The sequence below is a fragment of the Halorubrum tebenquichense DSM 14210 genome, assembly GCF_000337415.1.
GTDB lineage: Archaea > Halobacteriota > Halobacteria > Halobacteriales > Haloferacaceae > Halorubrum > Halorubrum tebenquichense.
Genome location: NZ_AOJD01000050.1, coordinates 16,542 through 41,973 on the forward strand (window position 1 = coordinate 16,542; position 25,432 = coordinate 41,973).

The following is a 25,432-nucleotide window of genomic DNA, read 5'->3' on the forward strand; positions in this document are numbered from 1 at the left end:
CCGTCTGGGATTCGAAAAACGCCCTCTGCCGGCCGGCGAGCCGCCCGGCTCACCCAGCGTCGACGAAGTCCCCGAGGTTCGCCTGAAGCCCGGCCGCCAGCGTCGACTTCCGGCGGAGCCGCGTCAGCGACACGGGGAGGTGGTCGGCGACGCCGCGGACCGCCTCGCCGAACGTCTCCGCGGTGCCGAGTTCGCCCTCGAAGGCGTTCCTGACGGCCTCGCGGACCTGCCAGACGCCGACCGGTCCCCAGTAGTCGTCGGAGACGTGGCGTAAGACGAGCGCCTTCGCCTGTCGCCCCCGGTCGTCGAGGTGTTCCAAGACGCCGAGGCGGGCGGCGTAGTACGCGCCCGCGGTCTCCTCGACGTAGCCGGTGCGCCCCTCGCGCCCCTCGCTCGCGGCCGCGAGGTACACCCCGGCCTCCGGGTCGGGGTTCCAGATGGAGCCGGGCGATTTCATCTCGACGAGTTCGTACTCCCACTGTCCCGGAACCAGGATCACCCAGAACGCGTTGCCGAGGTACTCGTTGCGGTGGACTTCGATCCGGTCGACGGTCGGATTGTCGCGGATCGACCCGCGGAGGAACTGCCCGACCGTGTCGTCGACGGCCGTGATCGACCAGCGCGTCGGAACGAGCCGCCGGTTCTCGCCCCGTCCGAGCGCCCCCGCCGAGAGGATCGTGTTGATCTCGTACACGTCGAACCCGCGGCGGTAGAGGTACGCCATCGCTCCCTCCGCGCGCCAGTCGTCGTCTTCGAGGGTCTTCTTCACCGGCCGCGGGACGTGCGGGTTCTCGCCGAGGTCGGCCGTCCGGGCCGCGGCGCGCGGGCCGGTCGGCGTCTTGATGTCCTCCGTCCCGACCTCGAAGTCGAGGTCGGGGCGGCCGTCGAGCCCGATCTCCACGTCGACCGGGCGGTCCGCGATCGCGACCTCGCGTTGAACGCCGAGCCAGCCGTCCCACGCGTCGCGGACGCTCTCGGCCGGCCCGCCCCCGCCGCCGGCCGACGTCACGCCGCCCGTCGCGCCCGCGTCCGCCACGTCGACCCCGCGCGTCGAGTTGAGCAGGCTCGTCCGGCGGTCGAACACGTCGGCGATGGAGACGCCCTCCTCGTACCACGCCGCGGAGGTCTCGAACGCCGCCGCGCGCTCCTCGCGGCCGACCGGCGAGAGCAGCCCGGTCGAGACGTTCGGGTAGTCCGCGCGGCCGACGAAGATGGAGGGCGAGACGCTCCCGACCACGGCGTCGTCGGAGACGTGCTCGTCGAAGCGCCGCTCGAAGGAGTCGAGGTGATCGAGGATACCGTAGTCCTTCTCGCTCGCGAGGCGGCGTCGCTCGGCGCGCTCGTTCGCCTCGAACTCGATGAACTCGTCGAGCCGCATTCGGATCGGCGTTGGCGGCGCGGCGGCTTGAACGTTGCTGGCGACCGGCGAAAACGGGAACAGCGGGCGGGCGAGACGCGGGTCGGCCGACGCCTAACTGTGGATGCCCATCGCTTCGATCTGCTCTTGATACCGGTTGCGGATGGTGACTTCGGTGACCTGGGCCACGTCGGCGACCTCGCGCTGGGTCTTCTTCTCGTTACAGAGCAGCGAGGCCGCGTAGATGGCGGCCGCGGCGTAGCCGGTCGGGGACTTCCCGGAGAGCAGCCCCTGTTCGGCCGTCGTCTCGATGATCTCGTTGGCCTTCGACTGGACCTCCTCCGAGAGCTCCAACTCCGAGGAGAACCGCGGGACGTACTTCTTCGGGTCGACCGGCCGCATCTCCAGCCCGAGCTCCTGAGAGATGTACCGGTACGTGCGCCCGATCTCCTTGCGGTCGACCCGCGAGACCTCCGATATCTCCTCGAGGCTGCGGGGGATTCCCTCCTTGCGGCAGGCGGCGTAGAGGGCGGCGGTGGAGACGCCTTCGATCGAGCGGCCGCGGATCAGATCCTCGTTCAACGCCCGTCGGTAGATCACCGAGGCGACCTCGCGTACCGACCGGGGAACGCCGAGCGCCGAGGCCATCCGATCGATCTCCGAGAGCGCGAACTGGAGGTTGCGCTCGCCCGCGTCCTTCGTGCGGATCCGCTCCTGCCACTTGCGCAGGCGGTGCATCTGCGACCGCTTCTTCGAGGAGATGGAGCGCCCGTACGCGTCCTTGTCCTTCCAGTCGATCGTCGTCGTCAGCCCCTTGTCGTGCATCGTCTTCGTCGTCGGGGCCCCGACGCGCGACTTCTCCTGTCGCTCGTTGTGGTTGAACGCGCGCCACTCCGGGCCGGGATCGATCTGCTCGTCCTCGATGACGAGCCCGGTCTCCTCGTGTATCAGCTCCCCGTCGGCCGTCCGGGTGAGATCCTCCGGATCGAAGTCCTCGGGATCCAGTTCGTCGACGTCCTCGATGTCCGCGACGTCGGTCTCCGCTTCTTCGGCGTCCTCGTCCCCCACGCGCTGCCGGTCGTGATCCCGTTGCCGGGTGGGCCGTGTCATCGCATTTATATGCTATCGAAACCGTTTAACTTAAAAGTTCGTTACTATGCGAGTGTATAGCACACCACGTCGCCGCGGTCAGCTCGACGGCGAGTCGCCCGTGTCGGATCGGTCGCGAGCCGCGGGGCTTCTAGGTCGGGTGTGATTCGTTCGCCGTTCCGCGGCGTTCACGCGTCGTTTCCCGCGGACTCCGTCGGCCCGCCGCCGTCGCGTCCGGCGGCGTCCGCCTCCGACGGGTCGTCGCGGAGCGCGGCCGTCTCCGGATCGGTGCCCGGCGGGAGCGCGACGGGGACGAGCGCGGCGAGGTCTCGTACCGTCCGCGAACTGTCGAACCCGGGGCCGACAAGGCGCGGAAGGCCGTCCCCCGTCCCGTCGAGGCGCTCCGTCGCGACGACGGCGTCGAGCGCGTTCCGCACCGCGACGTGCGCCCAGTACCCGTCAGCCGACTCGGCGCGGAGGTGGGTCGTGTCCGCTGGCGCGGCGTCGAGGAGCGGCCCCACCGGGACGCCGCGCCACTCGCCCCCGAACGCCGTCCCGGTCGCACACCGATAGCGGCAGGCGACGGTGACGGTGCCGCGTCGCTCTCTGACGGCGTTGAGGGCCGACAGCAGGTCGGATTCGGTCCCCTCGCGGGTCGACGCGGCGCGCTCTCGGATCGGGTCGGCGTTCGGCGCGGTCACTGCCTGTCGATGACGGAGGCGTAGTCCCTTACCCCTATACCTCAGATATTCGGCTTTTTTAGTCCGACGGCGGTAGCATGTCGATCTCGGTCGAGCTGCCCCGGATTCCATCACGATTCTAAATATCTTGGAACCGACTCCCACGTTTGTATGGTCACGAGCGAACTTCCGGATGGACATGCCCTCCACTAACCGCCGAGCGTTCCTCGGAGCGAGCAGCGTCATCGGCCTCGGTTCCCTGGTCGCTCTCGGGAACCGACACGCGGAGAACGGCGAGACGGAACGCACGACGAGCGATCACGGCGACGACTCGCTGGAGAACTGGCTTGCGACGGCCAACGACCCGCGAACTCCCCAGATCCGTGACTTCCGGTTCGACGACCCGCCGACGGTGTACCTCGACGTATCGAACTCGAAGTCGTTCTCGCCGCCCGCGATCAAGGTCGCGCCCGGCACGACGGTGACGTGGGAGTGGATCGGAACCGACGACGAACACAACGTCGTGGCCGCGGACGGGACGTTCGACAGCGGCGGGCCCGACGGGGAGCCCGGGACGACCTTCGAGCACACCTTCGAGTCGGCGGGGGTGTATCGGTACGTCAGCGAACCGCAGGCGGACGCGGGGATGAAGGGAGTCGTCGTGGTCGAAGCCGCGCCGTCGAGCGGGTACCCGGTCGTCGACGAGTGGTTGGTCGACACCAACGGATACGACGGCAGCGTCGCGGATCGGACGGACGAGGACCTCGTCGAGATCGCGACCGGGGCCGAAGGCAACGGCGGGAACTTCGCGTTCGACCCGCACGCGGTGAGGGTCTCGACCGAAACGACGGTCCGCTGGTCGTGGACCGGCAGCGGCGGCGCACACGACGTCGCCTTCGAGGACGCCGACATCGGTGGCGAGACGATCGACGCGGAGCCCGGCGTCCACTTCGAGCACACGTTCAACGAGCCCGGCGTCTTCCGGTACGCCTGTCGACCTCACCGGGAGATCGGCCACCGCGGCGCGATCGTCGTCGAGTAAGCCGAAACGGCTCCCGTCGCGGATCGCGGTGTGGTCGGCGGCTTCCGTCACGCTGCGGTCGACGCCCGTCCGACGGCGGACGGACAGCCCTTTGTCCGCCGGGTGCGGAGCCCGGACGAATGCCGACGATCGACTGCGATCCGACCGCCGCGCGCGAGCGACTCGCGGACGCGGGCGTCAGCGTCGACGACGGGAACACGCCCCACGAGCGGTGGCGCGCCGAGCGCGAGGGGGCCGTCGCGGTCGCGTACGACGACAAGGTCGTCGTTCAGGGGAGCGACCCGACGCGGCTCACCGCCCTGCTGTCCGACGGCGGCGGCCGCGCGCACGTCTACTTCGACGGGGCCTCGCGGGGGAACCCGGGACCCGCCTCGGTCGGCTGGTGTCTGGTCACGTCGGACGGGGTCGTCGCGGAGGGCGGCGAGCGGATCGGCCGCGCGACGAACAATCAGGCCGAGTACGCCGCGCTGATCCGCGCGCTGGAGGGGGCCGACGAGTACGGCTTCGACGCGGTCGACGTCCGCGGCGACTCCGAACTCATCGTCAAGCAGGTCCGCGGCGAGTGGAACGCCAACGACCCCGAACTCCGCGAGCGGCGCGTCCGCGCCCGGGAGCTGTTGGAGCGGTTCGACCGGTGGTCGATCGCCCACGTACCGCGGGAAATAAACGAACGCGCCGACGATCTGGCGAACGAGGCACTCGATGACGCGAACTGACGACGAACCGCCGGAGTGGGCGAAGGAACGGGCGCGGGAGATGATGGCGGCGGACGACGACGGGGGGGCGGACGAGCCCGACGCCGAGGACGCGACTGCCCCCGACCCCGACGACGAGCGCGTCCCGGACGTGCCGGTCGAGGCGGTCGACGAGGCGGAGCGGCTCACCCGGCTCGCCCGCGAGGCCGAGTCCGCGGAACCCACGCCGGAGATCGAACAGGCGGCCGAACAGTACCGGGAGCGGCGGGACGCCCTCGCGGCCGAGTACGGCTACACGGCGCGCGTCCGCGACGAGGACGACGCGCTCGTGTTGTACCCCGACGAGTGGATGGAAGCCGGGACGGTCCAGCTCGACCGCGTCGAGGACACCGACCGCGCGGTCGAGGTGTCGCTGTCCGGTCCCGGCGACGCCGACCGCTACCGCGAGGTGGCCGCGTACAACGAGGCGGTCGCCGAGGCGGTCGCGGAGCGGGAAGCCGAGGTCCACGCCCGGACCGCGGAGACGTTCGCGGCGTTCATGAGCAACCACTACGTCCGCCCGGTCGACGACGCGACCCCGGAGACCCGCGCCGAGTTCCGCGAGGAGTACCTCGTCCGGAACGGCTGGCCGACCGACGAACAGCTCGACGCCGTCGACGAGTCGCTGTCGGTCATCGAATCGGTCGCGGCCGACGTCGACGGTCCGGCCGTCGACGCCGATTCCGCCTCCGACGCCCCCGCGGCCGCGGATTCCGACGACGACGCTTCCGCCAGCGACGGTCCCGCGACCGACGACTCGGCGTAGCGGCCGCTCGGAGGGCGGGAGAACGCGGCTTTCGCCGCGCCGTGTGCCAAAAGGTCGGTCGGTAGTCGATGCGTCCGGCCGCGCGGGTTCGCCCCGTCCGCCTACTCGAGCAGCGCGCGGACCTCGTCCGCGCGCGCCTCGTCGGTGACGAAGCGGTCGAGGACCCACTCGATCTGGCCGAGGACGACGTCGTGGCCGGCGTCGGTGAGCTCGTACTGGTTCGTCCGCTTGTCGAGTTCGCTCTTCTCGACGAGCCCGAGTTCGACGAGGTCGTCGAGGTTCGGGTACAGGCGGCCGTGGTTCACTTCGGAGCCGTAGTACGCCTCCAGCTCCCGCTTGATCGCGAGGCCGTACATCGGTTCCTCGGCGAGGATGCTGAGGATGTTCTGCTGGAACGCCGTGAGGTCGCTCGCCGCTGTCGATTCGTCACTAACTGCTTGTGCCTCTGACATGGGTATAAGAAAGGAGTCCGAACTTATAATCTTTCTCAACAATTACGGCTGCTGCGATGCCTCACCCCGGACGCTCGTCCGAATAGCGAGGTATTCGCCGCCGCTCGGCGGGCGAGCGCGCGATCCGGCCCGAGAGCGCGTTTCGATTAATCCGGTCCGTCACCGCCCGATACGCCGACGATCCGTCGGAACGATCCCTGATCCGACTCGCGATCGAAACCGATCGATCGGTCGTTTGAGGGCGTTCGGTCGCTCGTCGGAGTCGTTCGATCGGCCGCGATGGCCCGCGGGGCGCGACGCGAACCGCGTCGAACCGGCGGATCCCGAAAGGACTTTGACCGGCATCGACGCATCAACGGACACATGGTCAACCTCTGGGAAGATCTCGAGACGGGACCGAACGCGCCGGACGAGATCTACGCCGTGGTGGAGTGTCTCAAGGGCGAGCGGAACAAGTACGAGTACGACAAGGACGTCCCCGGCGTCGTCCTCGACCGCGTCCTTCACTCGAACGTCCACTACCCGTACGACTACGGCTTCATCCCGCAGTCGTACTACGACGACGAGGACCCGTTCGACGTGATGGTGCTCGTGGAGGACCAGACGTTCCCCGGCTGCGTCGTCGAGGCCCGTCCCGTCGCGTTGATGAAGATGGACGACGACGGCGAGCAGGACGACAAGGTGATCGCGGTGCCGACGGAAGACCCCCGGTTCGACCACATCGAGGACCTCGACGACATCCCCCAGCAGACCCTCGACGAGATAGACGAGTTCTTCGCGACCTACAAGAACCTCGAAGCGGGCAAGGAGGTCGAAACGCTCGGGTGGGAGGACAAACAGGCCGCGAAGGACGCGATCGAACACGCGCAGGACCTGTACGACGAGCAGGTCGCCTGACTCCCGTATAACCGAAGCACATTACGGGCCAGCGCCCGGATGCCTTATGCCCATGGGTAATTTTTAGGGTGTCGGCCGTCTACCGGCTGATACACCCATGAGCGCAACCACGCCCTCCGTCGCCATCGACCATCCGACGGTCGTCCCCGCGAACTTCGACCCGGACGATGACGCGACCGGCGAGGCGACGGACGACGGGACCGCGAGCGACGACGCGTAGCGGTCGGCCCGCCCTTCTCAGGCGCGCTCCACCACCGAGGAGAGACGCGTCGCGTCGTCTCGCAGCGACTCGAACGTGTCGTCGACCCACTCGACGACGGTTCCGTCCGTCGATTCGAGCACGCTCCGCGGGTTGTTCCGGTCGTCGTACGCGGTCACGCAGGCGACCTCGTCACACCGGAACAGCCCGTACTCGATCGGGTCCGCGCTCACGTACACCTCCGCGTCGTCGTCGTCCAGCGCGCGGTCGGTCGCCGGCTCGAACTCCGCGACGGAGGTGTCGACCACGTCGCGGTCGATGATCAGCTCGACGCTCGCGCCGTCGTCCAGCGCCGCGGCGGCGGCGTCGTTGAACTGCTGGATGACGACCGGAGAGACCGCCCGGATGTCGCCACCGTGGCTCTCGCGGAGCAGTTCCGTGAGCCGGTCGACCGCCGCCAGCGGGTTCTGGTCGGACGCGACGGTGAGGTCGCTGTCCGGGATTCCGGCCGGGGGGAAGTCCACCCCGACGCGCTCGACCGTCGCGGCGAACCGCCCGTAGCGCTCCCCGCGCTCGACCTCCGTCAGCAGCGCCTCGTAGGCGTCGTGGACGCGCGCTCCGGTCGGCGTCACCCGGTAGGCGGCGTCGCGTTTCACCACCCAGTCGCGCTCGCGGAACCCCGCGAGGATCCGCTGGACGGTCGTCCGGGTCGCGTCGACCGCGTCGGTCAGCGCCGCCGGGCGTCGCGGCTCCTCGCGCAACGCCCGGAGTATCGCGACCCGGACGGGCGAGCCGGCGAGGTACTGTGCGCCGTCGTGTCCCTCCTCGGCCGTCATCGTGTGATCCGTGTGTACGGGTACCGACCTGATAACCGTACCGCGTCGCGCCCCGGGACTGAACCGGCGGTTTCGACGCCCGAACCCGGCGTCAGCCCCGGTACCGGAACGACACGACGGTGCCGACGGTGTCCTCGCCGGCGATGCGCTCCGTGGTCACGGTCACGGCCGCGAGCGCGTCCGCGCCGAGCGCCTCCTCGATCACGGCCCGGAGCGCGTCCGGGTCGGCTCCCTCCTGTATCACCGGCACGCGGACCTGTCGGCGGTTGACCGCGACGTCGCCGAGGTCGTACTCGGTGTGCTCGAACGCCTCTCGGATCGTGGACTCGATGTCGGTCATAGCAGTTCGCCCTCCGCGCTCGCCGGTGAAAAAACGGGGTCCTCGACCGGATCGGGGAGACGCTCGGAGACAACCGCTCGATATTCCCAGATTTCGTCGGGATCGGGCCGATTAGATGCTACCTATCTTTAATACACTTCTTTTAAAATTCAAATATCTTTATTGTTTCACCGCACAACAAGCTCGGATATTTATTTATCCTGATACTTCTGTTGTATGCACGAAAGTGTCGCGGACTACGTGGCAGAGCACCCGAAAATGGCCGGCGTCCTGTTCACCGCACTGCTGCTGTTGACGCAGGCAGCGCCTGCGGCGGCGAACGCTGCTGTCGTAAACCCTGGACCCTAATTCACCGAATAGTCGTCACTCCACCGAAGTTCTCCATCGGCAAACACTGGAAAGAGTTCCAAATCACAGAAGTCTTTCAGCTCACTGTTAGATACGTGACAAGTGAGGATTTTTGAAGGGACGTAGTGGTTCGTGTTGCTTGATTCTAGGTTGATCCTAGACAGTGACCCGATCCCGTGAGACCCATTTGGGTATATTTTGGTCTCTATCTCGGAATTTTCATCTGGATCCCCGTTTAAATCCACCACAATTGCTCCGCCACTCCGACTCTGACAAATCGTCGTCCCCCCGTCGCCCACGACGATGTACTGATTGCCCGTGATCAGTTCCCGCTTCGCGACGTGAAGCGCCGTGCGGAGGTTGAACCCGCTGTTCATCAGGCGGGCGATGATCCGGCCGAGCTTCGTCGCGGGCGAGTTCGCCACGTCGGAGAGGGTGACGATGCCGCCGCGGGAGCCGCGGTGGACCAGCGCCTCTCCCTGCTGGTACGACTGGCAGGCGTTGAGCAGGAAGGCGCTGACGCCGATCTCGAGGTCCTCGTCGGTCAGATCGAGGTAGCTGTCGGCGCACTGCATCCCGCGGTCGTCGACGTGGCCGATGTAGTGGAGGAAGTCGACGTCGGACGCGAGCGCGTCGCGCATCTCCTCGCGGTCGAGGTCGTGGCGCACCTCGATGTCGAACTGGACCATGTCGCGGAGTCCGTAGAGGTCGGCGACGTCGCCCTCCTCGCGCATCTGCTCGTCGTTACAGACGACGAGGACGGAGATCCGCGACTGCTCGACCTGCCCGGCTTCGAGCCGGCGGTGGTACGCGTCGAGCGTCGCCTTGTTCGCGTCGAGGGGGACGCCGTCGCCGACCCACGCGTGCTCGACGGTGTCGACCGGGTCCGGGCGCACGAAGTCGGCCTCGGCCGCCACCGCGCCGCGGTCCGCCGACGCGTCCGCGCCCCGGATCGGATCGGCGTTCAACTCCGGATCGGTGTCGGAGACCGGGTCGGCGCTCGCGCCGCCGCGGACGAAATCCCTCTCGTCGAACGCGTCGACCGCGCTCGTCGCGGGGACGGACCGGTTCGGCCCCGTCGGAACGTTCGTCGTCGCCGGCGCGCCGTCGTCCGACGCCCGCAGGAACCCGACCCCGACGCCGCCCTCCTCGTCGGCCGGCGTCACCGTCTCCGGCGAGCGGACGATCGACAGCTCCCCGGCGACGAACGGGAGCATCTCCACGTTCTCGGGGTCGGGGCGGACGTCCGTCGTCAGCGTCCACTGCGGCAGTTCGGGCTCGACGACCTCAAACGGCACGTCGAGGTACTCGCCGAGCCGCTCCGCGAGCGGGAGGTCGTACAGCCGCCCCCAGTCGAGATCGAGGTCGGTCGTCTCGCGCTCGTGGAGATCGACCGGGTAAAAGCCCTCCGTGCGAACCAGACAGTCCATGTGGAACGACTGCCTGAGCACCTCCGCGGTCCGCGCCTCGAAGCCCGGTTCGAGCGGGTACGTCCACCCGTCGCCCTCGATCCGCGGCTCGTCGCCGGGGACCACCTCGGCCGCGAAGTAGTACGCCAGCGACACCACGGGGTACAGGTAGCGGTACTCCGGCGGCACGACGATCCGGACGCCGCTGTCGACCGGTTCGACGCGCTCGGGAACGCTGAACTCCTCGCCGGGTTCGACGAGCGGCGGGTGGCCTCGCAGCGTGGGGAACGACCGCTCCGGGCTGGTCGTCTGGAGCGCGGACCCGAGCAGCGAGACGGCGTCCATCAGCGACTCCGGATCGGTCGGGGTAGTAATCTCGTCCCCGCCGGCGTCTGGTGGAGCGACCGGAACCCGAGCGCGACCGTTCCGGGGGTGTCGAGGTCGATCCGCGTCGTTCGGTCGGTCGTCGAGACGGAGAACCCGGACTCGAAGGCGAAGTACAACTTCGTCGGGGCGGGGTTGATCCCGACGTGGTACGTCCCGTCCGGCATCGCGTAACAGTCGCCGTGGGTGAGGAGCGTCCCGTCGCCGGCCCGCGTCTCGACGACCGCGACGCGCGGGATCTCGATCGACCCGGTCTCGACCGCGACGCTCGCGTCCACCGGGAAGTAGTGGTCGGACTCCGGGCGGGGACGCGGGTCGACGGGGCGGTCGGTGTACACCTCGAACTGCGTGTTCTCGATGTGGTCCGTGACGGTGATGCCGTCGGTCTCACGCAGCGGGTCGATGTCGATGCTCATGGGGACTCGCCGCGGCGGTCGTCGGAGCGGGGGGGACCGACGCCGCGGCGGTGCGTGCCACTCCGTAGTGCGATAGCGGCGATAAAGGTTGTGTCGGTCGGATCGCCGCGGACCGAACGGATAAAGTCCCGCCCGCCCCACCTTCGCGTAATGATAACGCTGGGAACGGCCCGCGCCTCTCCGGGCGAGACGGACACGGGCCGTCTCGAGGTGGGAGAGATGCGGGACGGGAGTCCCGTCCGGCTGCCGGTCGCCGCGATCAACGGCGCGACCGACGGGCCGACGCTGTACGTCCAGGCGGTGAGCGACGGCGACGAGCTGAACGGGCTGGGCGTCGTCAACCGCGTCGTCCCGCGGATCGACCCGACGGAGCTGTCCGGGTCGGTCCTCGTCGTCGGCGTCGTGAACCACTTCGCGTTCCAGGCCGCGGAACACCGGAACCCGGTCGACGACCGGAAGATGAACCGCGGCTACCCGGGCGACGCGGACGGGACGACGAGCGAGCGGATCGCTCACGAGACGTTCCAGATCGCCTCCCGGGCCGACTACATCTTGGACCTCCATCAGGGGTCGACGAGCCGGATGATAAACGAGAGCCGCGTGCGCTGCGGCGTCCGCCACCGGCTCCACGGGGACTGCCTGGAGCTCGCGAAGGTCTTCGGCTGCGGACACGTCCTCGACATCAAGGGTCCCGACGGCCAGCTCGCGCGGGCCGGCCCGGAACACGGGATTCCCACCATCGACCCGGAGCTGGGCGGCTGCGTCGGCTGGGACGAGGAGTCGATTCAGTACGGCGTCGAGGGCGTGTTCAACGTGCTCCGCCACTACGGGTTCCTCGACGGCGACGCGCCGCTCGAACCGCAGACGCGCGCCCGCGGCTTCGACCAGTACGGCTCGCCCGCCGGCGGGCTGGTCCGCTTCGAGCGCGAGCTCGGCGAGCGCGTCAGCGCCGGCGACGTGCTGTTCGAGGTGACCGACACCTTCGGGGCCTTGGAGGGCCGCGTGACGGCCGACACGGACGGGATATTCTGGCGCACCCGCCGGCTCCCGCAGGTGGCGCAGGGCGAGTACGTCTGCTCGGTCGGGACCAACGTCGACGAGTACTGATGGGGACCCCCGACCCGTCCGGACGTGGAACGTCTACCCCCCGCCGACTGCGCTGTCCCGACTGCGGCGAGACGTACCGCGACCGGTGGCGCTGCCGGTGCGGCTCGCCCCTCTCGTTCGCCGACGCCCCGGGCCCGGAGGGGAGCGCGCCGGACCCCGCGTCGTTCGACGCGCGCGACGGCCTCTGGGCGTTCGACGACCTGCTGGCCGTCGGCGACGATCCCGCCGACCGGGTGACGCTCGGCGAGGGGATGACTCCGCTCGTCGACGCCGACGAGGGGCGCGACCCCGCGCGGGATGGAGGGAGCCACGCCGACCCGTGGAACGCCTCGTTCAAACTGGAGTACGTCTTCCCGACCGGCTCGTTCAAGGACCGCGGCGCGACGGCGACGCTGACCCGGGCCCGCGAACTCGGCGTCGAGCGCGTCGTCGAGGACTCCTCCGGGAACGCGGGCGCTGCGATCGCGACCTACGCCGCCCGCTCCGGGATCGAGGCGGAGATCTACGTCCCGGCCGACGCGAAGTCGTCGAAGCTCCGGGCGATCCGCCGCGCCGGGGCCGAAGCGGTGCGGATCGAGGGAAGTCGACAAGACGTGACGGACGCGTGCGTCCGGGCTGTCGAGGAAGGATCTGACGCGGACGACGGGGGTACGGAAACCGCCCCGGACGACGGCTCCGACGCGTGGTACGCCAGCCACGCGTGGAACCCGGCGTTCTTCGAGGGGACCGCCACCGCGGCGTACGAGATCGCCCTCCAGCGCGGGTGGGACGCCCCGGACGCCGTCGTGACGCCGCTCGGTCACGGGACGCTCTTCCTCGGCGTCCACCGCGGGTTCCGACGGCTCGAACGCGCCGGGTGGATCGACGCCGTCCCCCGGCTCTACGGCGCGCAGGCCGCCGGCGTCGCGCCGGTCGTCGAGTCGATCCACGGGTCGGAGGCGGCGCACCCCGACGGCGCGGTCAACGAGGCGGCCGACGGGATCCAGATCGCGGAGCCGGTGCGCGGGGCGGAGATCCGGGCGGCGATCGACGCGACCGGCGGCGACGCGCTCGCGGTCACGGAGGCGGCCGCGACGCGCGAACTCGACCGCCTCCACGCCGCCGGCTTCTACACCGAGCCGACGTGCGCGGTCGCGCCCGCCGCGCTGCGGACCCTCCGCGAGCGCGGCGAGATCGGCCCCGGCGAAGACGTCGTCGTGCCGCTGACCGGGAGCGGACTGAAGGGCTGATCCGGGCGGTTCCCGGCGTCCGGGACCGAACGGCCCGCGACCGGTCGGTCCGCAGCCGGCGGTCTCCGGCCGGCAGACCGCGTCACCGGTATCCCTTTTCACCGGCCGTACCCATATGCCGCGTATGGAGGTGCTCGTCTACGGTGCCGGCGCGCTCGGGAGCCTCGTGGGCGGGCTGTTGGCGCGCGAACACGACGTGACGCTCGTCGGGCGCGACCCGCACATGCGGCGGATTCGGGAGGACGGGCTCCGGATCGACGGCGCGGTCGACGTCCGCGTCGCGCCGCGCGCGCTCACCGACGGGACGCACCGCGCCGCCGACCTCGCCGTCGTCACGACGAAGGCGTACGACACCGACGCGGCCGCCCGGGCGCTCGCGACCGGCGAGTACGGGGCGGTCTGCTCGCTCCAGAACGGCCTGACCGAGGAGCGGCTGGTCGCCGCGCTCGACGCGACGGTCCTCGCCGGCACCGCGAGCTACGGGGCCCGGTTCGCGGAGCCGGGGCGCGTCACCTGTACCGGCGTCGGCGAGGTCGTCGTCGGCGGGCTCTCGGGCGGGCACAGCCCGCAGGCGGCGCGGGTCGGCGCGGCCTTCGACGCGGCCGGCGTCGAGACGGTCGTCGCCGAGGACATGCCCGTCCGCCGCTTCGAGAAGCTCGCGGTCAACGCCGGGATCAACGGCCCCTCGGCGCTCGCGCGCACCGAGAACGGCCCGACGCTCGGCGGTCCCGCGGGGGGCGTCGCCCGCGCGGCCGCCCGCGAGACGGCCCGGGTCGCCCGCGCGGTCGGGACCGACTTCCCCGACGAGCGGGCGGTCGACGCCGTCGAGCGCGTCGCCGCCGACACCGCCGCCAACCGGTCGTCGATGCGCGAGGACGTCGCGAACGAGCGCCGCACCGAGGTCGACGCCATCTACGGCGCGGTCATCGACCGGGCGGACCGACACGGCGTCTCGGTCCCCACCTGCCGGACGGTCGGGTCGCTGATCCGGGGCTGGGAGGCGGAGCGCGGGCTCCGGTAGGAAGCTATCCGGAAAATCGGAACTCCCGAACGAAAGGGACGAACGGAACCGAAAGAACGGACGCGGCGGCGCGCTGTCGCCAGAGCGCGCTCAACACCACTCCTTGAGGACGGTCGCGTCGGTCTCGTCGACCGAGACCCACGCGTCCTCCCGCGAGACGTCCGCGATGACGAGTTCCGGTCGCGACGCCGAGGAGTCGACGGACGCCATCACGTCCGGCGCGTCGGGCGCGTCGAGCGCCGGATCCGTCGGCAGCGCCGTCCGGCGGCGGTCGGGGTCCGGGTCGTCCCAAGGAGTGGAACTCCGTGACATGGTTGTGAATTGTTCACAGTACGTATAAGAGTTACGAACCCTGACCGGCTCCGCCGTCGAATCGGAGATTCCGACGACTGCCCGCCGACGTATCCGCCGCAAATACGCCGCGACGACGACGATCCGTCGAAACGTGTCGGGTTTCTCATCGGCTCGCGGCCGTCTCTGTCCGCGACGGCTCCGGGAGGGTCGGAGGCGACCCGACTCCCGATCCGAAGCCCGCGATCGCGTGAGACGGCTCCGCCCACCTTCGCAGTATACAAGAGGTGTCACGCTGAACAACGGGCATGAACGTCGCAGACGCCATGACGCCGCGCTCGGAGCTCGTCGTCGTCGAGATTCCCGGGAGCCGGAACGACGTGCTGGAGTACATTCAGGACCACGGCTTCTCCTCGGTGCCGGTCGTGAAGGACGTCGACGGCGAGGAGGTGTACCGCGGGCTCGTCACGCGCGACGACCTGATCGACCAGCCGGACGAGGACCAGCTCGCGCTGCTGATGCGCGAGGTCCCGACCGCGGCGGCCGACGACGACATCGTCGACGCCGCCCGGACGATGGTCGCCGAGGAGTCGCGCCGCCTGCCGGTGGTCGACGGCGACGAGCTCGTCGGCATCCTCACGGTCACCGACGTGGTGCGGGCCATCGGCCGCGGCGAGGTCGACGGCGAGACCCGCGTGGGCGACCTGGCGACGCCCGAGATCAACGCGACGCACACCGAGACGCCGCTGCCGGTCGCCGAGCGCGAGATCGCGCTCTCCGGCGTCCCGTACGCGGTCGTCCTCGACGACGACGCCGCGATCGCCGGGATGCTCACCGAGGTCGACGTCTTAGAGGTCGCCCGCGTCGTCGAGGGCGAGGCGAGCACCGGCGACTCGATCGCGGAGGAGGACTCCGAGTGGTCGTGGGAGGGGATCAAGGCGACCGGCGCGCGCTACCTCCCGACCCGGAACGTCGAGATCCCGGCGGAGGCGGTCCGTCACTTCATGACCGCCGACCTCGTCACCGTCAACGCCACGCGGACGGCCAAGGAGGTCGCACAGGAGCTCATCAGCAACGACATCGAGCAGGTCCCGCTCGTCTCCGGCACGGATCTGGACGGCATCGTCCGGGACGTCGACCTGCTGGAGGGCCTGTAGATGGCCGCGGACGCGCTCGCCGAACTCGCGAAGCGCCGCGGGTTCTTCTTCGGGTCGAACGGCGCGTACGGCGGCACCGCCGGCTTCTACACCTTCGGTCCGCAGGGGGCGGCCCTCAAGCGGAACGTCGAGGACGCGTGGCGCGACCGGTTCACGATCCGCGAGGGGAACCGCGAGATCGAGGCCCCGACCGTGATGCCGGAGCCGGTCTTCGAGGCGTCCGGCCACCTGGAGGGGTTCGACGACATGCTCGTCGAGTGCCCGGAGTGCGGCGAGTCCCACCGCGCCGACCACCTCGTCGAGGCGGTCACCGACATCGAGGACGCCGAGGCGTTGCCCGGCGAGGAGGTCGCCGAGCTCATCGCCGACAACGACATCGCCTGTCCCGCCTGCGGCACGCCGCTCGCCGGCGAGCCGGTGGAGGCGTTCAACCTCATGTTCGCGACCGACATCGGGCCCGGCGACGCCCAGCCGGGCTACCTCCGGCCGGAGACGGCGCAGGGCATCTTCGTGGAGTTCCCGCGGCTGAAGGAGTACGCCCGCGGGAACCTCCCGTTCGGGATCACCCAGATCGGCCCCGCCTACCGCAACGAGATCTCGCCCCGCGGCGGCCTGCTCCGCCTCCGCGAGTTCACGCAGGCCGAACTGGAGCAGTTCATCGACCCCGAGGAAGACGAGCCGCCGCTCGACCGCGTCGCGGACGTCGAAGTGCGGCTCTACCCCGCGACCGAACAGGAGGCCGCGGACGGCGACTACCTCGACACGACGGTCGGCGAGGCGGTCGACGAGGGCGTCATCGGCTCCCCGTGGGTGGGCTACTACCTCGGCGTCGCACAGGAGTGGTACGAGCGCGTCGGCGTCGACACCGACCGGTTCCGGTTCCGCCAGCACCTCGCGGGCGAGCGCGCCCACTACGCGGCCGACTGCTGGGACGCGGAGAGCGAGGTCGACGGCGACTGGATCGAGATCGCCGGCTTCGCGTACCGCGGCGACTACGACCTCTCGAAACACGACGAGCACGGTGACGACTCTTTCACCGTCTTCAAACGCTACGACGAGCCGAAGACGGTCGAGCGCGCGGCGGTCGACCCCGACATGTCCGTCCTCGGCCCCGAGTTCGGCGGCGACGCCGCCGCGGTCGCCGAGGCGCTCGAAGCCCTCGCCGAGCGCGATCCCGACGCGTTCGACGCCGAGACGGTCTCGGTCGAGATCGGTGACGGCGACGACGCGGCGGTCCACGAGGTCGACGTCGACGTGGCGAACTTCGCGGTCGAGGAGGTGACTGAGAACGGCGAGCACATCACGCCCCACGTCGTCGAACCCTCGTTCGGCGTCGGCCGGACCGTCCAGACGGTCCTCGCGCACGCCTACGAGACCGACGAGGTCGACGGCGAGGAGCGGACCTACCTCTCCCTCGAACCCGAGGTCGCGCCGCAGGACGCCGCCGTCTTCCCGCTGGTGACGAACGACGACCGGCTCACCGACCTCGCCGACGAGGTCGCGGCCGACCTCCGGGCGGCCGGGCTGGCGGTCGCGTACGACGACTCCGGCTCGATCGGCCGCCGCTACCGCCGACAGGACGAGGTCGGCACCCCGTTCTGCGTCACGGTCGACCGCGACGGGATCGAGGGCGACGGCCCGGACACGGTGACGCTCCGCGAGCGCGACTCCGCGGCGCAGGTCCGGGTCCTGGTCGCGGACCTCGCGGACGAGCTGACCGCGCTGCGGGAGGGCGAACCGTTCGCCGCGGTCGCCGACCGGTACGACGCGGTCGACACCGACGTCGAGACCGCGGGGAACTGAGGGCGTGGCACTCCCGGCCGCGGCGTGGCGCGAGCGCGTGGAGTTCGAGCGGCGGCTGGTCCACGCGAGCGGCACGCTGTACCCGGTCCCGTTCCTGCTCGGCTGGATCTCGTGGGAGACAACGGGGTGGCTGCTGGTGGGCAGCGTCGCGGTCGCGGCCGTCCTCGAAGCGCTGCGGCTCACCGACTCGGTCGGCCCGCTCGACCCCCTGTACGACGCGCTCGTCCGCGACTACGAGGCCGACGGGATCGCGGGCTACGCGCTGTATCAGGTGGGGATGGCCGCGACGGCGCTCGTCTTCGCGCCGGTGTTCGCCGTGCCCGCGATGTGGATGCTCTCCGTCGGCGACCCGATAAGCGGCGGGCTGGGCGAGAACGCGGCGACGGAGCCGAAGCGGCTCTCAGTGGTCGCGGCGATGGTGTTCGTCTGCTTCGGGATCGCCGTCCCGTACGCGATCCCCGAGTTCGGTCCCGACCCCGGCGTGATCGTCGCCTTGGCGGGCGCGGTCCCCGCCGCCGTCGCCGACGGCCTCCCGCCGCTCATCCGCGGCGTGGCGGTCGACGACAACCTCACCATCCCGCCGGCGGCCGCCAGCGGGATGTTCCTCGCGGCCGCGCTGATCGCGTAGCGCGCGGCTCGGGCGGGTTTTATTGTCAGACTCGACGACGCCGTGGCTCGTCGAACGAGACAACGCCGTCGCTCACCGAACGGGACTGAGAGAAGCGCCGAGGCGGAGATTTGAACTCCGGTGTCCGAATGGACAGTAGATTTCGAATCTACCGCCTTGGCCAGGCTAGGCTACCTCGGCTCGACTCGTCGTTGGCCGGTTCCGCTGTTATGCGTTTCGATCGCGGCCGCGCCGCGCACCGATCTGCCGCCCGACCGGCTCCCGGTCTCGGCTTCTCCCCGGCTTCCGGCAACGCTTTTCGGCTCGGCTCCCGTGCGGTCGGTATGGACGTCCCCGAAGCGGCCGACGCCTGCGCCCGCGTCGTCGACGAGGTCGGCGGCGCGGTCGTCGCCGACCGCGAGTTCTTGGAGCGCGTCACGCTCGGTATCCTCGCCCGCGGTCACGTCCTCCTCGAAGACGTGCCCGGGACCGGAAAGACCCTCTCGGCGCGCTCGTTCGCGACCGCGCTCGGCTTGGAGTTCTCGCGGGTCCAGTTCACGCCCGACCTCCTCCCGGCCGACGTGACCGGGACCAACGTGTTCGACGAGCGCGACGGCTCCTTCGCGTTCTCGCCGGGACCGATCTTCGCGAACGTCGTCCTCGCCGACGAGATCAACCGCGCGCCGCCGAAGACGCAGGCCGCGCTGCTGGAGGCGATGGAGGAGGGACAGGTGACCGTCGACGGCGAGACCCACGACCTCCCCTCGCCGTTCTACGTGATCGCGACCCAGAACCCGGTCGAGAGCGAGGGCGCGTTCCCGCTCCCGGAGGCGCAGCTCGACCGGTTCACGATCAAGACCTCGATCGGCTACCCGGACGAGGACGGCGAACTGGAGCTGCTGCGACGGCGCGCCGGCCGCGTCGAGCAGTCCCCGAGCGTCGACCGCGTGTTGGACCCGGACTCCGTGACCGCGCTGCGGGAGGTCCCCGAGTCCGTCCGCGTCGACGACGACCTCCTGCGCTACGCGGCGTCGCTCGCGCGGGCGACCCGCGAGGACCGCCGCGTCGAGGCCGGCGTCTCCCCCCGCGGCACGCAGCGCCTCTTCGAGACGGCGCGGGCGGCGGCGGTGATCGCCGGCCGGGAGTTCGTCACGCCGGACGACGTGAAGCGCGTCGCGGAGCCGACGCTCGCCCACCGGCTCGTGTTGACGCCGGACGCGGCCGTCAACGACGTGGACGAGCGCGACGTGATCGCCGACGTGCTCGACCGGATCGCGGTGCCGACGGTCGACGCGCCCGAGGCGTGAAAACGGCCGCGGTAACCGGGCCCGAGCGGTCGCTCCCGTTACTCCACGTCTCGCTCCGCCAGCAGCTCCGACGCCGTGAGCAGCGACTCCAACTCGACGTCGTGGTCGGCGAGCAGCTCCGCCGCGCCCTCCTCGCGGTCGACGACGACCAGCACGCGGTCCACCGTCGCGCCCGCCTCGCGGAGCGCCTCGACGGCGTCGACCGCGGACTGCCCCGTCGTGGCGATGTCCTCGATGACGATCACCTCCTCGCCGTCGTCGAGCCGGCCTTCGATCCGGTTGCCCGTGCCGTACTCCTTCGCCTGCTTGCGCGCGATGACGTACGGGCGGCCCAGCTCCGCGGCGGTCACCGCCACGAGCGGCACCGCGCCCAGCGCGACGCCCGCGAGCTTCGCGTCCGTCCCGGCCAGCCGGTCGGCGAACGCCTCGGCGACGAGCGTCAGCGCGTCCGGGTCGGTCTCGAACAGGTACTTGTCGACGTAGTAGTCGCTCGTCCCGCCGTGCGACAGCTCGAACTCGCCGAAGCGGACGGCGTCGGCCGCGGTGAGCGCCCCGATCAGCTCCGACCGTCGGTCGTCGTCGGTCATACGCCGAGAAGGGTCGCCGCCGACAATAAACGGGTCGGAACGCGCGGGCGCGTTACCCCTCCGCCTCCCCGCCGGCGAGCCCTGGCCCGTCCCGCTCGGCCGCCGGGAGGACGAGCGTCACGGTCGTCCCCCCGCCGTCGAGTCCGGTGTCGAACCGGATGTCGCCGCCGTACGCCTCCACGACCCACGCGGCGATCCACAGCCCGACGCCGGTGTTGTGTCGGAGTTGCGTCACCTCGCGGTCCTCGGCGATCACCTCCCGGACCGCGCTCGGAATGCCCGGCCCGTCGTCGGCGACGCTCACCCGCACGACCTCGGCGTCGGGGTCGCGCTCGGCGGTCACCGCGACGCGGGGCGCGTCGCCGCCGTGCTCGAGCGCGTTCTCGACGAGGTGGTCGACCGCGATCGCGAGCCGGTCGTCGCCGCTGACCGCGATTCCGCTCGGAACGTCCGCGGTGACGCCCGCGTCCGGGCGTTCGGTCGCGCGGCGGGCGACGACCTCCTCGACGACCGCGCCGACGTCGACCGGTTCCGGGTCGGTCGCGTACCCCTCCTCGACGACGCGTCGGAGGGTGGCGGCCCCCTCGGCGACGCCGCTCAGCCGCTTGCCGGTGGTCTCGATCCGGCGGGCGTAGTCGCGGATCCGGTCGTCGTCCGTCCGGTCGGCGATCTCGCCCGCGAAGCCGAACACGACGTTCAGCTCGTTTCGCAGGTTGTGCCTGAGGATCCGGTTGACGATCCGCACGTACCGCTCGCGGCGCTTCCGGTCGGTGATGTCGGTGTAGATGCCGAACGCGCGACGCGCGCCCTCGGTCTCGTAGCTGAACCCGCGGAAGAGGAACTCCCGCGGTCCGTCGACGGTCTGTCGCCGGACCTCCTCGGTCGCGAACCCGCGCTCGCGGACCAGCGCGTCGAGGTCGGTCGCCCCGTCGCCGCGCGCCTCGCGGTCGCCAAGCCGGCTGTCGTGGATGTCCAACGCCCCGATCGGCTGGCCACGGAGCGTCGCCTCGTCCGCGCCGAACCGCGACTCGAACGCGGGATTCACCCCGTCGATCACCGTCTCGTCCGCCTCGAGGACGACCTCCATCACCGGGTCCGGGATCCGGTCGAACAGCCGCCTGAAGCGGTCGCGCTCGGCCGACAGCTCGGTCCGCGTCCGACGGAGGTCGGTCGTGTCCGACAGCGACCCGACGAGCCCGCTCCCGTGGTCGGACAGCGTCGACAGCCGCAACTGGCCGTGCCGCGGCCGGCCGTCCCCCTCGCGGTCGACGGTCAGCTCGATCGTCCGGGCCGGCTCCGGCCCTCCGCCGCTCCCCGTCGCGGCGTCGGTGAGCGCCGCGACCGCGTCGGCCACCTGCTGCGCGTCCTCCTCGTCCACGAGCGCGTCGAGCCGGCGACCGACGACGCCGTCGAGGTCGGCCGCGCCGATCCACGCGACGAACGGCGCGGTGGCGTACGTGACCGCGCCGTCGCCGTCGAGGACGCAGACCATGTCGTCGACGTTCTTCAGCGCGTCCTCGTAGGTGCGGAGCCGCCGCCGCCGCTCGTTGGCGTCCATCGCGGCCACCGCGTTCGTCGCCNCAGTTCGAGCACGGAGACGTCGTCCTCGCCGAAGCTCTCCGCCTCCGTGGAGCCGACCACCAGCACCCCGTGGTCGCCGAGCGGGACGGCGACCGCCGAGCGCATCCCGTAGTAGTCGCGCTCCTCGTCCGCGGCCAGCTCCTCGCCCGCGGCGAGGTCGTCGACGATCCGGGTCTCCCCGGACTCGAAGGCCCGCCCGGTGATCCCCTCGCCGGGCCGCCGCGGCCCGCGGCCGGCCGAGAACCGGTCGCCGACCCCGTCGCTCGTGGCGGCGAGGCGGAGTCGGCCCGTCTCGGGGTCGAAGAGCCGCACGCCGCTTATCCCGTAGCCGAGCACCTCGTCGGCCGCCTCGATCAGCCGCTCCGCGACGGCCTCGCGGTCGCCGGTCCGCTGTAGCTCCTCGACGGTCCCGAGCAGGCGTTCGAGCGTGTGTTCGCGCCGCTTCCGGTCCGTGACGTCCGCGAAGAACACGGAGAGCCCGTCGGCCGAGGGGTACGCCGTCACCTCGGTCCACAGGTCGAGCGGCTCGTAGTAGTCCTCGAACGAAACCGGCTCCTGCGTCTCCATCGCCCGGCGGTAGTGGCGCTCGTACGCCTCCCCCAGCGCGGCCGGGAACTCGTCCCAGACGTCGGCCCCGAGCAGCTCTTCTCGGGTGCGGTCGAGCAGCGTCGCCGCCCGCTCGTTGACGTAGGTGAACCGCCACTCGTCGTCGAGCGCGAAGAACCCGTCGTCGATCCGGTCGAGCGTCTCCTCGAACCGCTCGATCGCGGCCTCGCGCTGTTCCCCCGCCAGCCGGCGCTCGATCGCCCGCCCGAGCCACGCGGCGAGCAGTTCGACGAACAGCTCCTCCGCGGCGTCGAACGGTCGGTCCCGCGACTCGGGGTCGAGGAAACAGATCGTCCCGAAGACCTCCTCGTCGACGACGACTCGCCCCCCGACGTAGCTGCCGACGCCGAACCGCTCGTAGGAGGGGTGGTCTCCCAGCCCCTCGGCCTCGGGGTCGGTGAGCGAGAACACGCGGTCGCCCCCGTCTTCGCCGTCGGGGTCGCCCGGGAGCGCGCCCCGCACGGTCTCTCGACAGTATGTCAGTTCGAGCGGGACCATGCCGTCGGCGTCCAGTTCGTCCGCCGCGAGCGAGTCGACGAGGCCGGTCGGGTCCCGGTACCGGCGGAGCCCGATCCGGTCGCCGTCGATCTGCGAGGCGTAGCCGATAGACAGGTCGAGGTGGTCCCGACCGAGGTCGAGCAGCGCGTCGACCGTCGCGTCGAACCCCGTGGACCGGTCGGAGATGATCCGCACGAACGGTTCGAGGAACTCGCGGTCCGGCTCCGCCTCCTCGGACTCGTCGGGGTCCGCCTCCTCGGACTCGTCGGGGTTCGGGCCCGCCTCCTCGGACTCGATGCGGTCGCTCTCGCCGGCGTCGGACCCGTTCCCTCGCTCGCCCCTCTCGACCCGGTCCGCGAGCGTCTCGCCGTCGGCCGAGAGCCGCCGCCCGGAGACGTACTCGACACCGAGCCGGCTCGCGTCGATGGCGGCGTCCGGGTCGTCGCGGACGGTGTACGCGAGGACCCGCGCGTCCGGGTAGCGCTCGCGGACCGCCTCGATGCCGATCGGCGCGGCCGCGAGACCGGCGACGCGCCCGCCGGCGTCGGTTCGGCCGTTCTGGCCGGTTCGCCCGTCCTCGCGGCCCTCGGCGCGTCCGTCGGTCTCGTCGGGTTCCGCCAGTCGAACGACGACGGCGCTCGCGGCCTCCTCGCGGTCGGCCTCGGGACCGCCGAGGGCTCCGACAGTCCGCGTCCCGTCCGGGAGCGTCCCCCACGCGGCGTCGACCGGCTCGCCGACGTGGACGGCCGTCTCCTCAGGCGTCATCTCCGTCGTTTACCGGTCGTTTCGCGCGGGCGGTCGGCCGCTCTCCGGCGGGTCCCCTCAGTCGGAGCGTCGGCCGCGTCCCCCCGTCCGATCTCATCACCTCATCGAGTACGAGCGGCGTCGTAATAATCGTTCGCTCGCGTTCTCAGGGGAGATACCCACGTCCGCGGGCGTCGCCGTTGCGCCCCGCTCGACCCCCGGCCGCCCAGCTCCCAGCCGCCTGACTCCCGTCCGCCCGACCGTCCCGCCGCTCGCTCCGTCCGTGCCGCTCGTCCCGACACGATTTAGGCGGCCCGCTCACAACGGGCCGGTAATGAGCACGCAGGCCGCGACGGCGGACCGGACAGTCGTGATCGGGCTGGAGGTCCACGTCCAGCTCGAGACCGACACGAAGATCTTCTGCGGCTGCTCGACGGAGCCGGCCGACGACGAGGAGCCGAACACGCGCACCTGCCCCACCTGCCTCGGGCTGCCGGGCGCGCTGCCGGTCCTCAACGAGGCCGCCGTCGAGGCCGCCGTGAAGGTCGGCAAGGCGATAGACGCCGACGTCCCCGAGACGACGACGTTCCACCGGAAGAACTACTACTACCCCGACCTGCCGAAGAACTTCCAGCTCACCCAGTACGACGCCCCGATCTGCCAGTCCGGGGAGCTCGAAGTCCGCGTCGACGACGAGAGCCGCACCATCGGCATCACCCGCGCGCACCTCGAAGAGGACCCCGGAAGCCTCCAGCACGCCGGCGGCTCCATCGAGTCGGCGACGCACACCCTCGTGAACTACAACCGCGCCGGGACGCCCCTGATGGAGATCGTCACGGAGCCGGACTTCCGGTCGCCGGCGGAGACGCGGGCCTTCCTCGCGAAGCTTGAGGAGGTCCTCGAATACTTGGGCGTCTTCGATCCGACCCGCGACGGGAGCCTCCGCGTCGACGCCAACGTCTCGTTGGTCCCGGACGATCAGGTCGCCGCCGACGGGACGATCACGGACGAGGCCCTCGAGGGCGTGAACCGCGCCGAGGTGAAGAACATCTCCAGCCACAAGGGCGCGGAGCAGGCGCTCGCCTACGAGGTCACCCGACAGGAGAACGTGCTCCGCCGCGGCCGCGAGATCGAACAGGAGACTCGCCACTGGGACGAGGCGCGCGGCGTCACCGTCTCGATGCGCTCGAAGGAGGCCGAGAAGGACTACCGTTACTTCCGGGAGGCCGACCTCCCCGCCCTGGAGGTGTCGGACTGGAAAGAGCAGATCGCGATCCCGGAGCTGCCCGACGCGCGCCGCGAGCGCTTCCGCGAGGAGTACGGGCTCGACCGCGAGTCCGCCTCGAAGCTCACCTCCACGAAGGCGGTCGCTGACTTCTTCGAGGACGTGGCCGAGTCGTTCGACCCCGACCTCGCCGCGACGTGGGTCGCCGACAACCTGCTCGGCGAACTCAACTACCGCGAGATGGAGATAACCGACGTCGAAGGCCGGCTCGACGAGTTCACGCGGCTGATCGAGCTCGTCGCCGCCGAGGAGCTGACGGTCAAGAACGCCGAGGAGGTCGTCCTCCGCGAGATGCTCGACGAGGGCGACGACCCCGAGACGGTCATCGACCGCGAGGGGCTCGGGAAGGCCGAGAGCGGCGAGGTCGAGGCCGCCGTCGCGGCCGCCATCGACGAGAACCCCGACGCCGTGAGCGACTACCACGACGGCGACGAGGGCGCGATCAACTTCCTCGTCGGGCAGGTGATGCAGGCGACCGGGGGCAGCGCCGACCCCGGGCAGGTGAACGGCCTGCTCCGCGAGGAGTTGGACGGCTGAGACGGCCGGTCGTCGAACAACAGCGGAGCCGCGTACCGGATTTCTCGACTTCAATCTGGTATTTAAGTGAACGCCAGCGGCGGCGACGCTCACTTATAATGCTGTCTCTTATACACATCTCTG

At 70.6% G+C, this 25,432-nt stretch carries 22 protein-coding genes, 1 tRNA gene and 2 pseudogenes; 14 read left to right on the plus strand and 11 right to left on the minus strand.

Translation table 11 applies throughout. The annotated features are described in order from the left end of the window. Nucleotides 1–49: 49 nt before the first annotated feature. From C472_RS09010 to C472_RS09020, 3 genes are all read right to left on the minus strand, one after another. Nucleotides 50–1,378, minus strand: coding sequence for an Nre family DNA repair protein (locus C472_RS09010; RefSeq protein ID WP_006629516.1), 1,329 nt, complete (start codon nucleotides 1,376–1,378; stop codon nucleotides 50–52). A gap of 93 nt (nucleotides 1,379–1,471) precedes the next feature. Continuing rightward, nucleotides 1,472–2,467, minus strand: a complete 996-nt coding sequence (locus tag C472_RS09015) for a transcription initiation factor IIB (RefSeq protein ID WP_049906479.1) — start codon at nucleotides 2,465–2,467, stop codon at nucleotides 1,472–1,474. Nucleotides 2,468–2,634: 167 nt separating this feature from the next. Further along, on the minus strand, nucleotides 2,635–3,147 hold the full coding sequence (locus tag C472_RS09020) for a hypothetical protein (RefSeq protein ID WP_006629518.1): 513 nt from the start codon (nucleotides 3,145–3,147) through the stop codon (nucleotides 2,635–2,637). 178 nt (nucleotides 3,148–3,325) lie between these two features. Between C472_RS09020 and C472_RS09025 the strand changes: the two genes are divergently transcribed. The 3 genes from C472_RS09025 to C472_RS09035 all read left to right on the plus strand — a co-directional run bounded on the left by C472_RS09025 (nucleotide 3,326) and on the right by C472_RS09035 (nucleotide 5,668). Then, nucleotides 3,326–4,168 carry a halocyanin domain-containing protein gene (locus C472_RS09025; protein WP_241432963.1) on the plus strand — a complete coding sequence of 281 codons (843 nt, stop codon included), beginning with the start codon at nucleotides 3,326–3,328 and terminating at the stop codon, nucleotides 4,166–4,168. 119 nt (nucleotides 4,169–4,287) lie between these two features. After that, nucleotides 4,288–4,884, plus strand: coding sequence for a ribonuclease HI (rnhA, locus tag C472_RS09030; protein ID WP_006629520.1), 597 nt, complete (start codon nucleotides 4,288–4,290; stop codon nucleotides 4,882–4,884). Further along, on the plus strand, nucleotides 4,871–5,668 hold the full coding sequence (locus C472_RS09035; RefSeq protein ID WP_006629521.1) for a DUF7108 domain-containing protein: 798 nt from the start codon (nucleotides 4,871–4,873) through the stop codon (nucleotides 5,666–5,668). The genes rnhA and C472_RS09035 overlap by 14 nt, the downstream gene beginning before the upstream one ends. A 101-nt stretch (nucleotides 5,669–5,769) precedes the next feature. Here C472_RS09035 and C472_RS09040 read toward each other — a convergent pair whose 3' ends face one another. Next, nucleotides 5,770–6,120 carry a PadR family transcriptional regulator gene (locus C472_RS09040; RefSeq protein WP_006629522.1) on the minus strand — a complete coding sequence of 117 codons (351 nt, stop codon included), beginning with the start codon at nucleotides 6,118–6,120 and terminating at the stop codon, nucleotides 5,770–5,772. A 363-nt stretch (nucleotides 6,121–6,483) separates the two neighbouring features. Here C472_RS09040 and C472_RS09045 point away from each other — a divergent pair, with 363 nt between their 5' ends. Both C472_RS09045 and C472_RS18010 read left to right on the plus strand, forming a co-directional pair. Further along, complete coding sequence (locus C472_RS09045; RefSeq protein ID WP_006629523.1) at nucleotides 6,484–7,017, plus strand: inorganic diphosphatase; 534 nt, start codon at nucleotides 6,484–6,486, stop codon at nucleotides 7,015–7,017. Between the two features lie 97 nt (nucleotides 7,018–7,114). Next, nucleotides 7,115–7,237: a hypothetical protein gene (locus C472_RS18010; RefSeq protein ID WP_256470649.1), complete on the plus strand. Its 123-nt coding sequence runs from the start codon at nucleotides 7,115–7,117 to the stop codon at nucleotides 7,235–7,237. A 17-nt stretch (nucleotides 7,238–7,254) separates the two neighbouring features. Here C472_RS18010 and C472_RS09050 read toward each other — a convergent pair whose 3' ends face one another. Both C472_RS09050 and C472_RS09055 read right to left on the minus strand, forming a co-directional pair. Then, nucleotides 7,255–8,052 (minus strand): helix-turn-helix transcriptional regulator, encoded by a 798-nt coding sequence (locus C472_RS09050; protein WP_006629524.1) that lies wholly within the window; start codon nucleotides 8,050–8,052, stop codon nucleotides 7,255–7,257. Between the two features lie 91 nt (nucleotides 8,053–8,143). Further along, complete coding sequence (locus C472_RS09055) at nucleotides 8,144–8,392, minus strand: hypothetical protein (protein ID WP_006629525.1); 249 nt, start codon at nucleotides 8,390–8,392, stop codon at nucleotides 8,144–8,146. Nucleotides 8,393–8,608: 216 nt separating this feature from the next. Between C472_RS09055 and C472_RS18180 the strand changes: the two genes are divergently transcribed. Continuing rightward, nucleotides 8,609–8,740 carry a DUF7503 family protein gene (locus C472_RS18180; protein ID WP_008366192.1) on the plus strand — a complete coding sequence of 44 codons (132 nt, stop codon included), beginning with the start codon at nucleotides 8,609–8,611 and terminating at the stop codon, nucleotides 8,738–8,740. Here the strand turns inward: C472_RS18180 and C472_RS09060 are convergent. Beyond that, a pseudogene (locus tag C472_RS09060) lies at nucleotides 8,737–10,949 on the minus strand (caspase family protein). The gene C472_RS18180 and the pseudogene C472_RS09060 overlap by 4 nt on opposite strands. A 150-nt stretch (nucleotides 10,950–11,099) precedes the next feature. Between C472_RS09060 and C472_RS09065 the strand changes: the two are divergent. The 3 genes from C472_RS09065 (at nucleotide 11,100) to C472_RS09075 (ending at nucleotide 14,306) form a co-directional block, all read left to right on the plus strand. After that, entirely contained in the window at nucleotides 11,100–12,056 is a 957-nt protein-coding gene (locus C472_RS09065) for a succinylglutamate desuccinylase/aspartoacylase family protein (RefSeq protein WP_006629526.1), read from the plus strand. Further along, on the plus strand, nucleotides 12,056–13,285 hold the full coding sequence (locus C472_RS09070; protein WP_006629527.1) for a threonine synthase: 1,230 nt from the start codon (nucleotides 12,056–12,058) through the stop codon (nucleotides 13,283–13,285). The genes C472_RS09065 and C472_RS09070 overlap by 1 nt, the downstream gene beginning before the upstream one ends. A 124-nt stretch (nucleotides 13,286–13,409) precedes the next feature. Then, on the plus strand, nucleotides 13,410–14,306 hold the full coding sequence (locus C472_RS09075; protein WP_006629528.1) for a ketopantoate reductase family protein: 897 nt from the start codon (nucleotides 13,410–13,412) through the stop codon (nucleotides 14,304–14,306). Between the two features lie 90 nt (nucleotides 14,307–14,396). On the opposite strand, the gene C472_RS09080 is transcribed toward C472_RS09075, so the two are convergent. Continuing rightward, nucleotides 14,397–14,618: a DUF7556 family protein gene (locus C472_RS09080; RefSeq protein ID WP_006629529.1), complete on the minus strand. Its 222-nt coding sequence runs from the start codon at nucleotides 14,616–14,618 to the stop codon at nucleotides 14,397–14,399. 287 nt (nucleotides 14,619–14,905) lie between these two features. On the opposite strand from C472_RS09080, the gene C472_RS09085 reads away from it, so the two are divergent. From C472_RS09085 to C472_RS09095, 3 genes are read left to right on the plus strand one after another with little or no spacing between them, the layout of a single operon-like run. Beyond that, on the plus strand, nucleotides 14,906–15,754 hold the full coding sequence (locus C472_RS09085; protein ID WP_006629530.1) for a CBS domain-containing protein: 849 nt from the start codon (nucleotides 14,906–14,908) through the stop codon (nucleotides 15,752–15,754). Then, nucleotides 15,755–17,557 carry a glycine--tRNA ligase gene (gene glyS / locus C472_RS09090; RefSeq protein ID WP_006629531.1) on the plus strand — a complete coding sequence of 601 codons (1,803 nt, stop codon included), beginning with the start codon at nucleotides 15,755–15,757 and terminating at the stop codon, nucleotides 17,555–17,557. Nucleotides 17,558–17,561: 4 nt separating this feature from the next. Further along, nucleotides 17,562–18,185, plus strand: a complete 624-nt coding sequence (locus C472_RS09095) for a hypothetical protein (protein ID WP_006629532.1) — start codon at nucleotides 17,562–17,564, stop codon at nucleotides 18,183–18,185. 95 nt (nucleotides 18,186–18,280) lie between these two features. Here the strand turns inward: C472_RS09095 and C472_RS09100 are convergent. After that, nucleotides 18,281–18,365: transfer RNA gene (locus C472_RS09100), tRNA-Ser, on the minus strand. 143 nt (nucleotides 18,366–18,508) lie between these two features. Here C472_RS09100 and C472_RS09105 point away from each other — a divergent pair. Then, nucleotides 18,509–19,471: an AAA family ATPase gene (locus tag C472_RS09105; protein WP_006629533.1), complete on the plus strand. Its 963-nt coding sequence runs from the start codon at nucleotides 18,509–18,511 to the stop codon at nucleotides 19,469–19,471. A gap of 38 nt (nucleotides 19,472–19,509) precedes the next feature. On the opposite strand, the gene pyrE is transcribed toward C472_RS09105, so the two are convergent. After that, nucleotides 19,510–20,058 carry an orotate phosphoribosyltransferase gene (gene pyrE / locus C472_RS09110; protein WP_006629534.1) on the minus strand — a complete coding sequence of 183 codons (549 nt, stop codon included), beginning with the start codon at nucleotides 20,056–20,058 and terminating at the stop codon, nucleotides 19,510–19,512. A 52-nt stretch (nucleotides 20,059–20,110) separates the two neighbouring features. Next, nucleotides 20,111–23,508: pseudogene (locus C472_RS09115) on the minus strand (PAS domain-containing protein). Nucleotides 23,509–23,821: 313 nt separating this feature from the next. Between C472_RS09115 and gatB the strand changes: the two are divergent. Next, complete coding sequence (gene gatB / locus C472_RS09120; protein WP_006629535.1) at nucleotides 23,822–25,309, plus strand: Asp-tRNA(Asn)/Glu-tRNA(Gln) amidotransferase subunit GatB; 1,488 nt, start codon at nucleotides 23,822–23,824, stop codon at nucleotides 25,307–25,309. The last annotated feature ends 123 nt before the right edge of the window (nucleotides 25,310–25,432 follow it).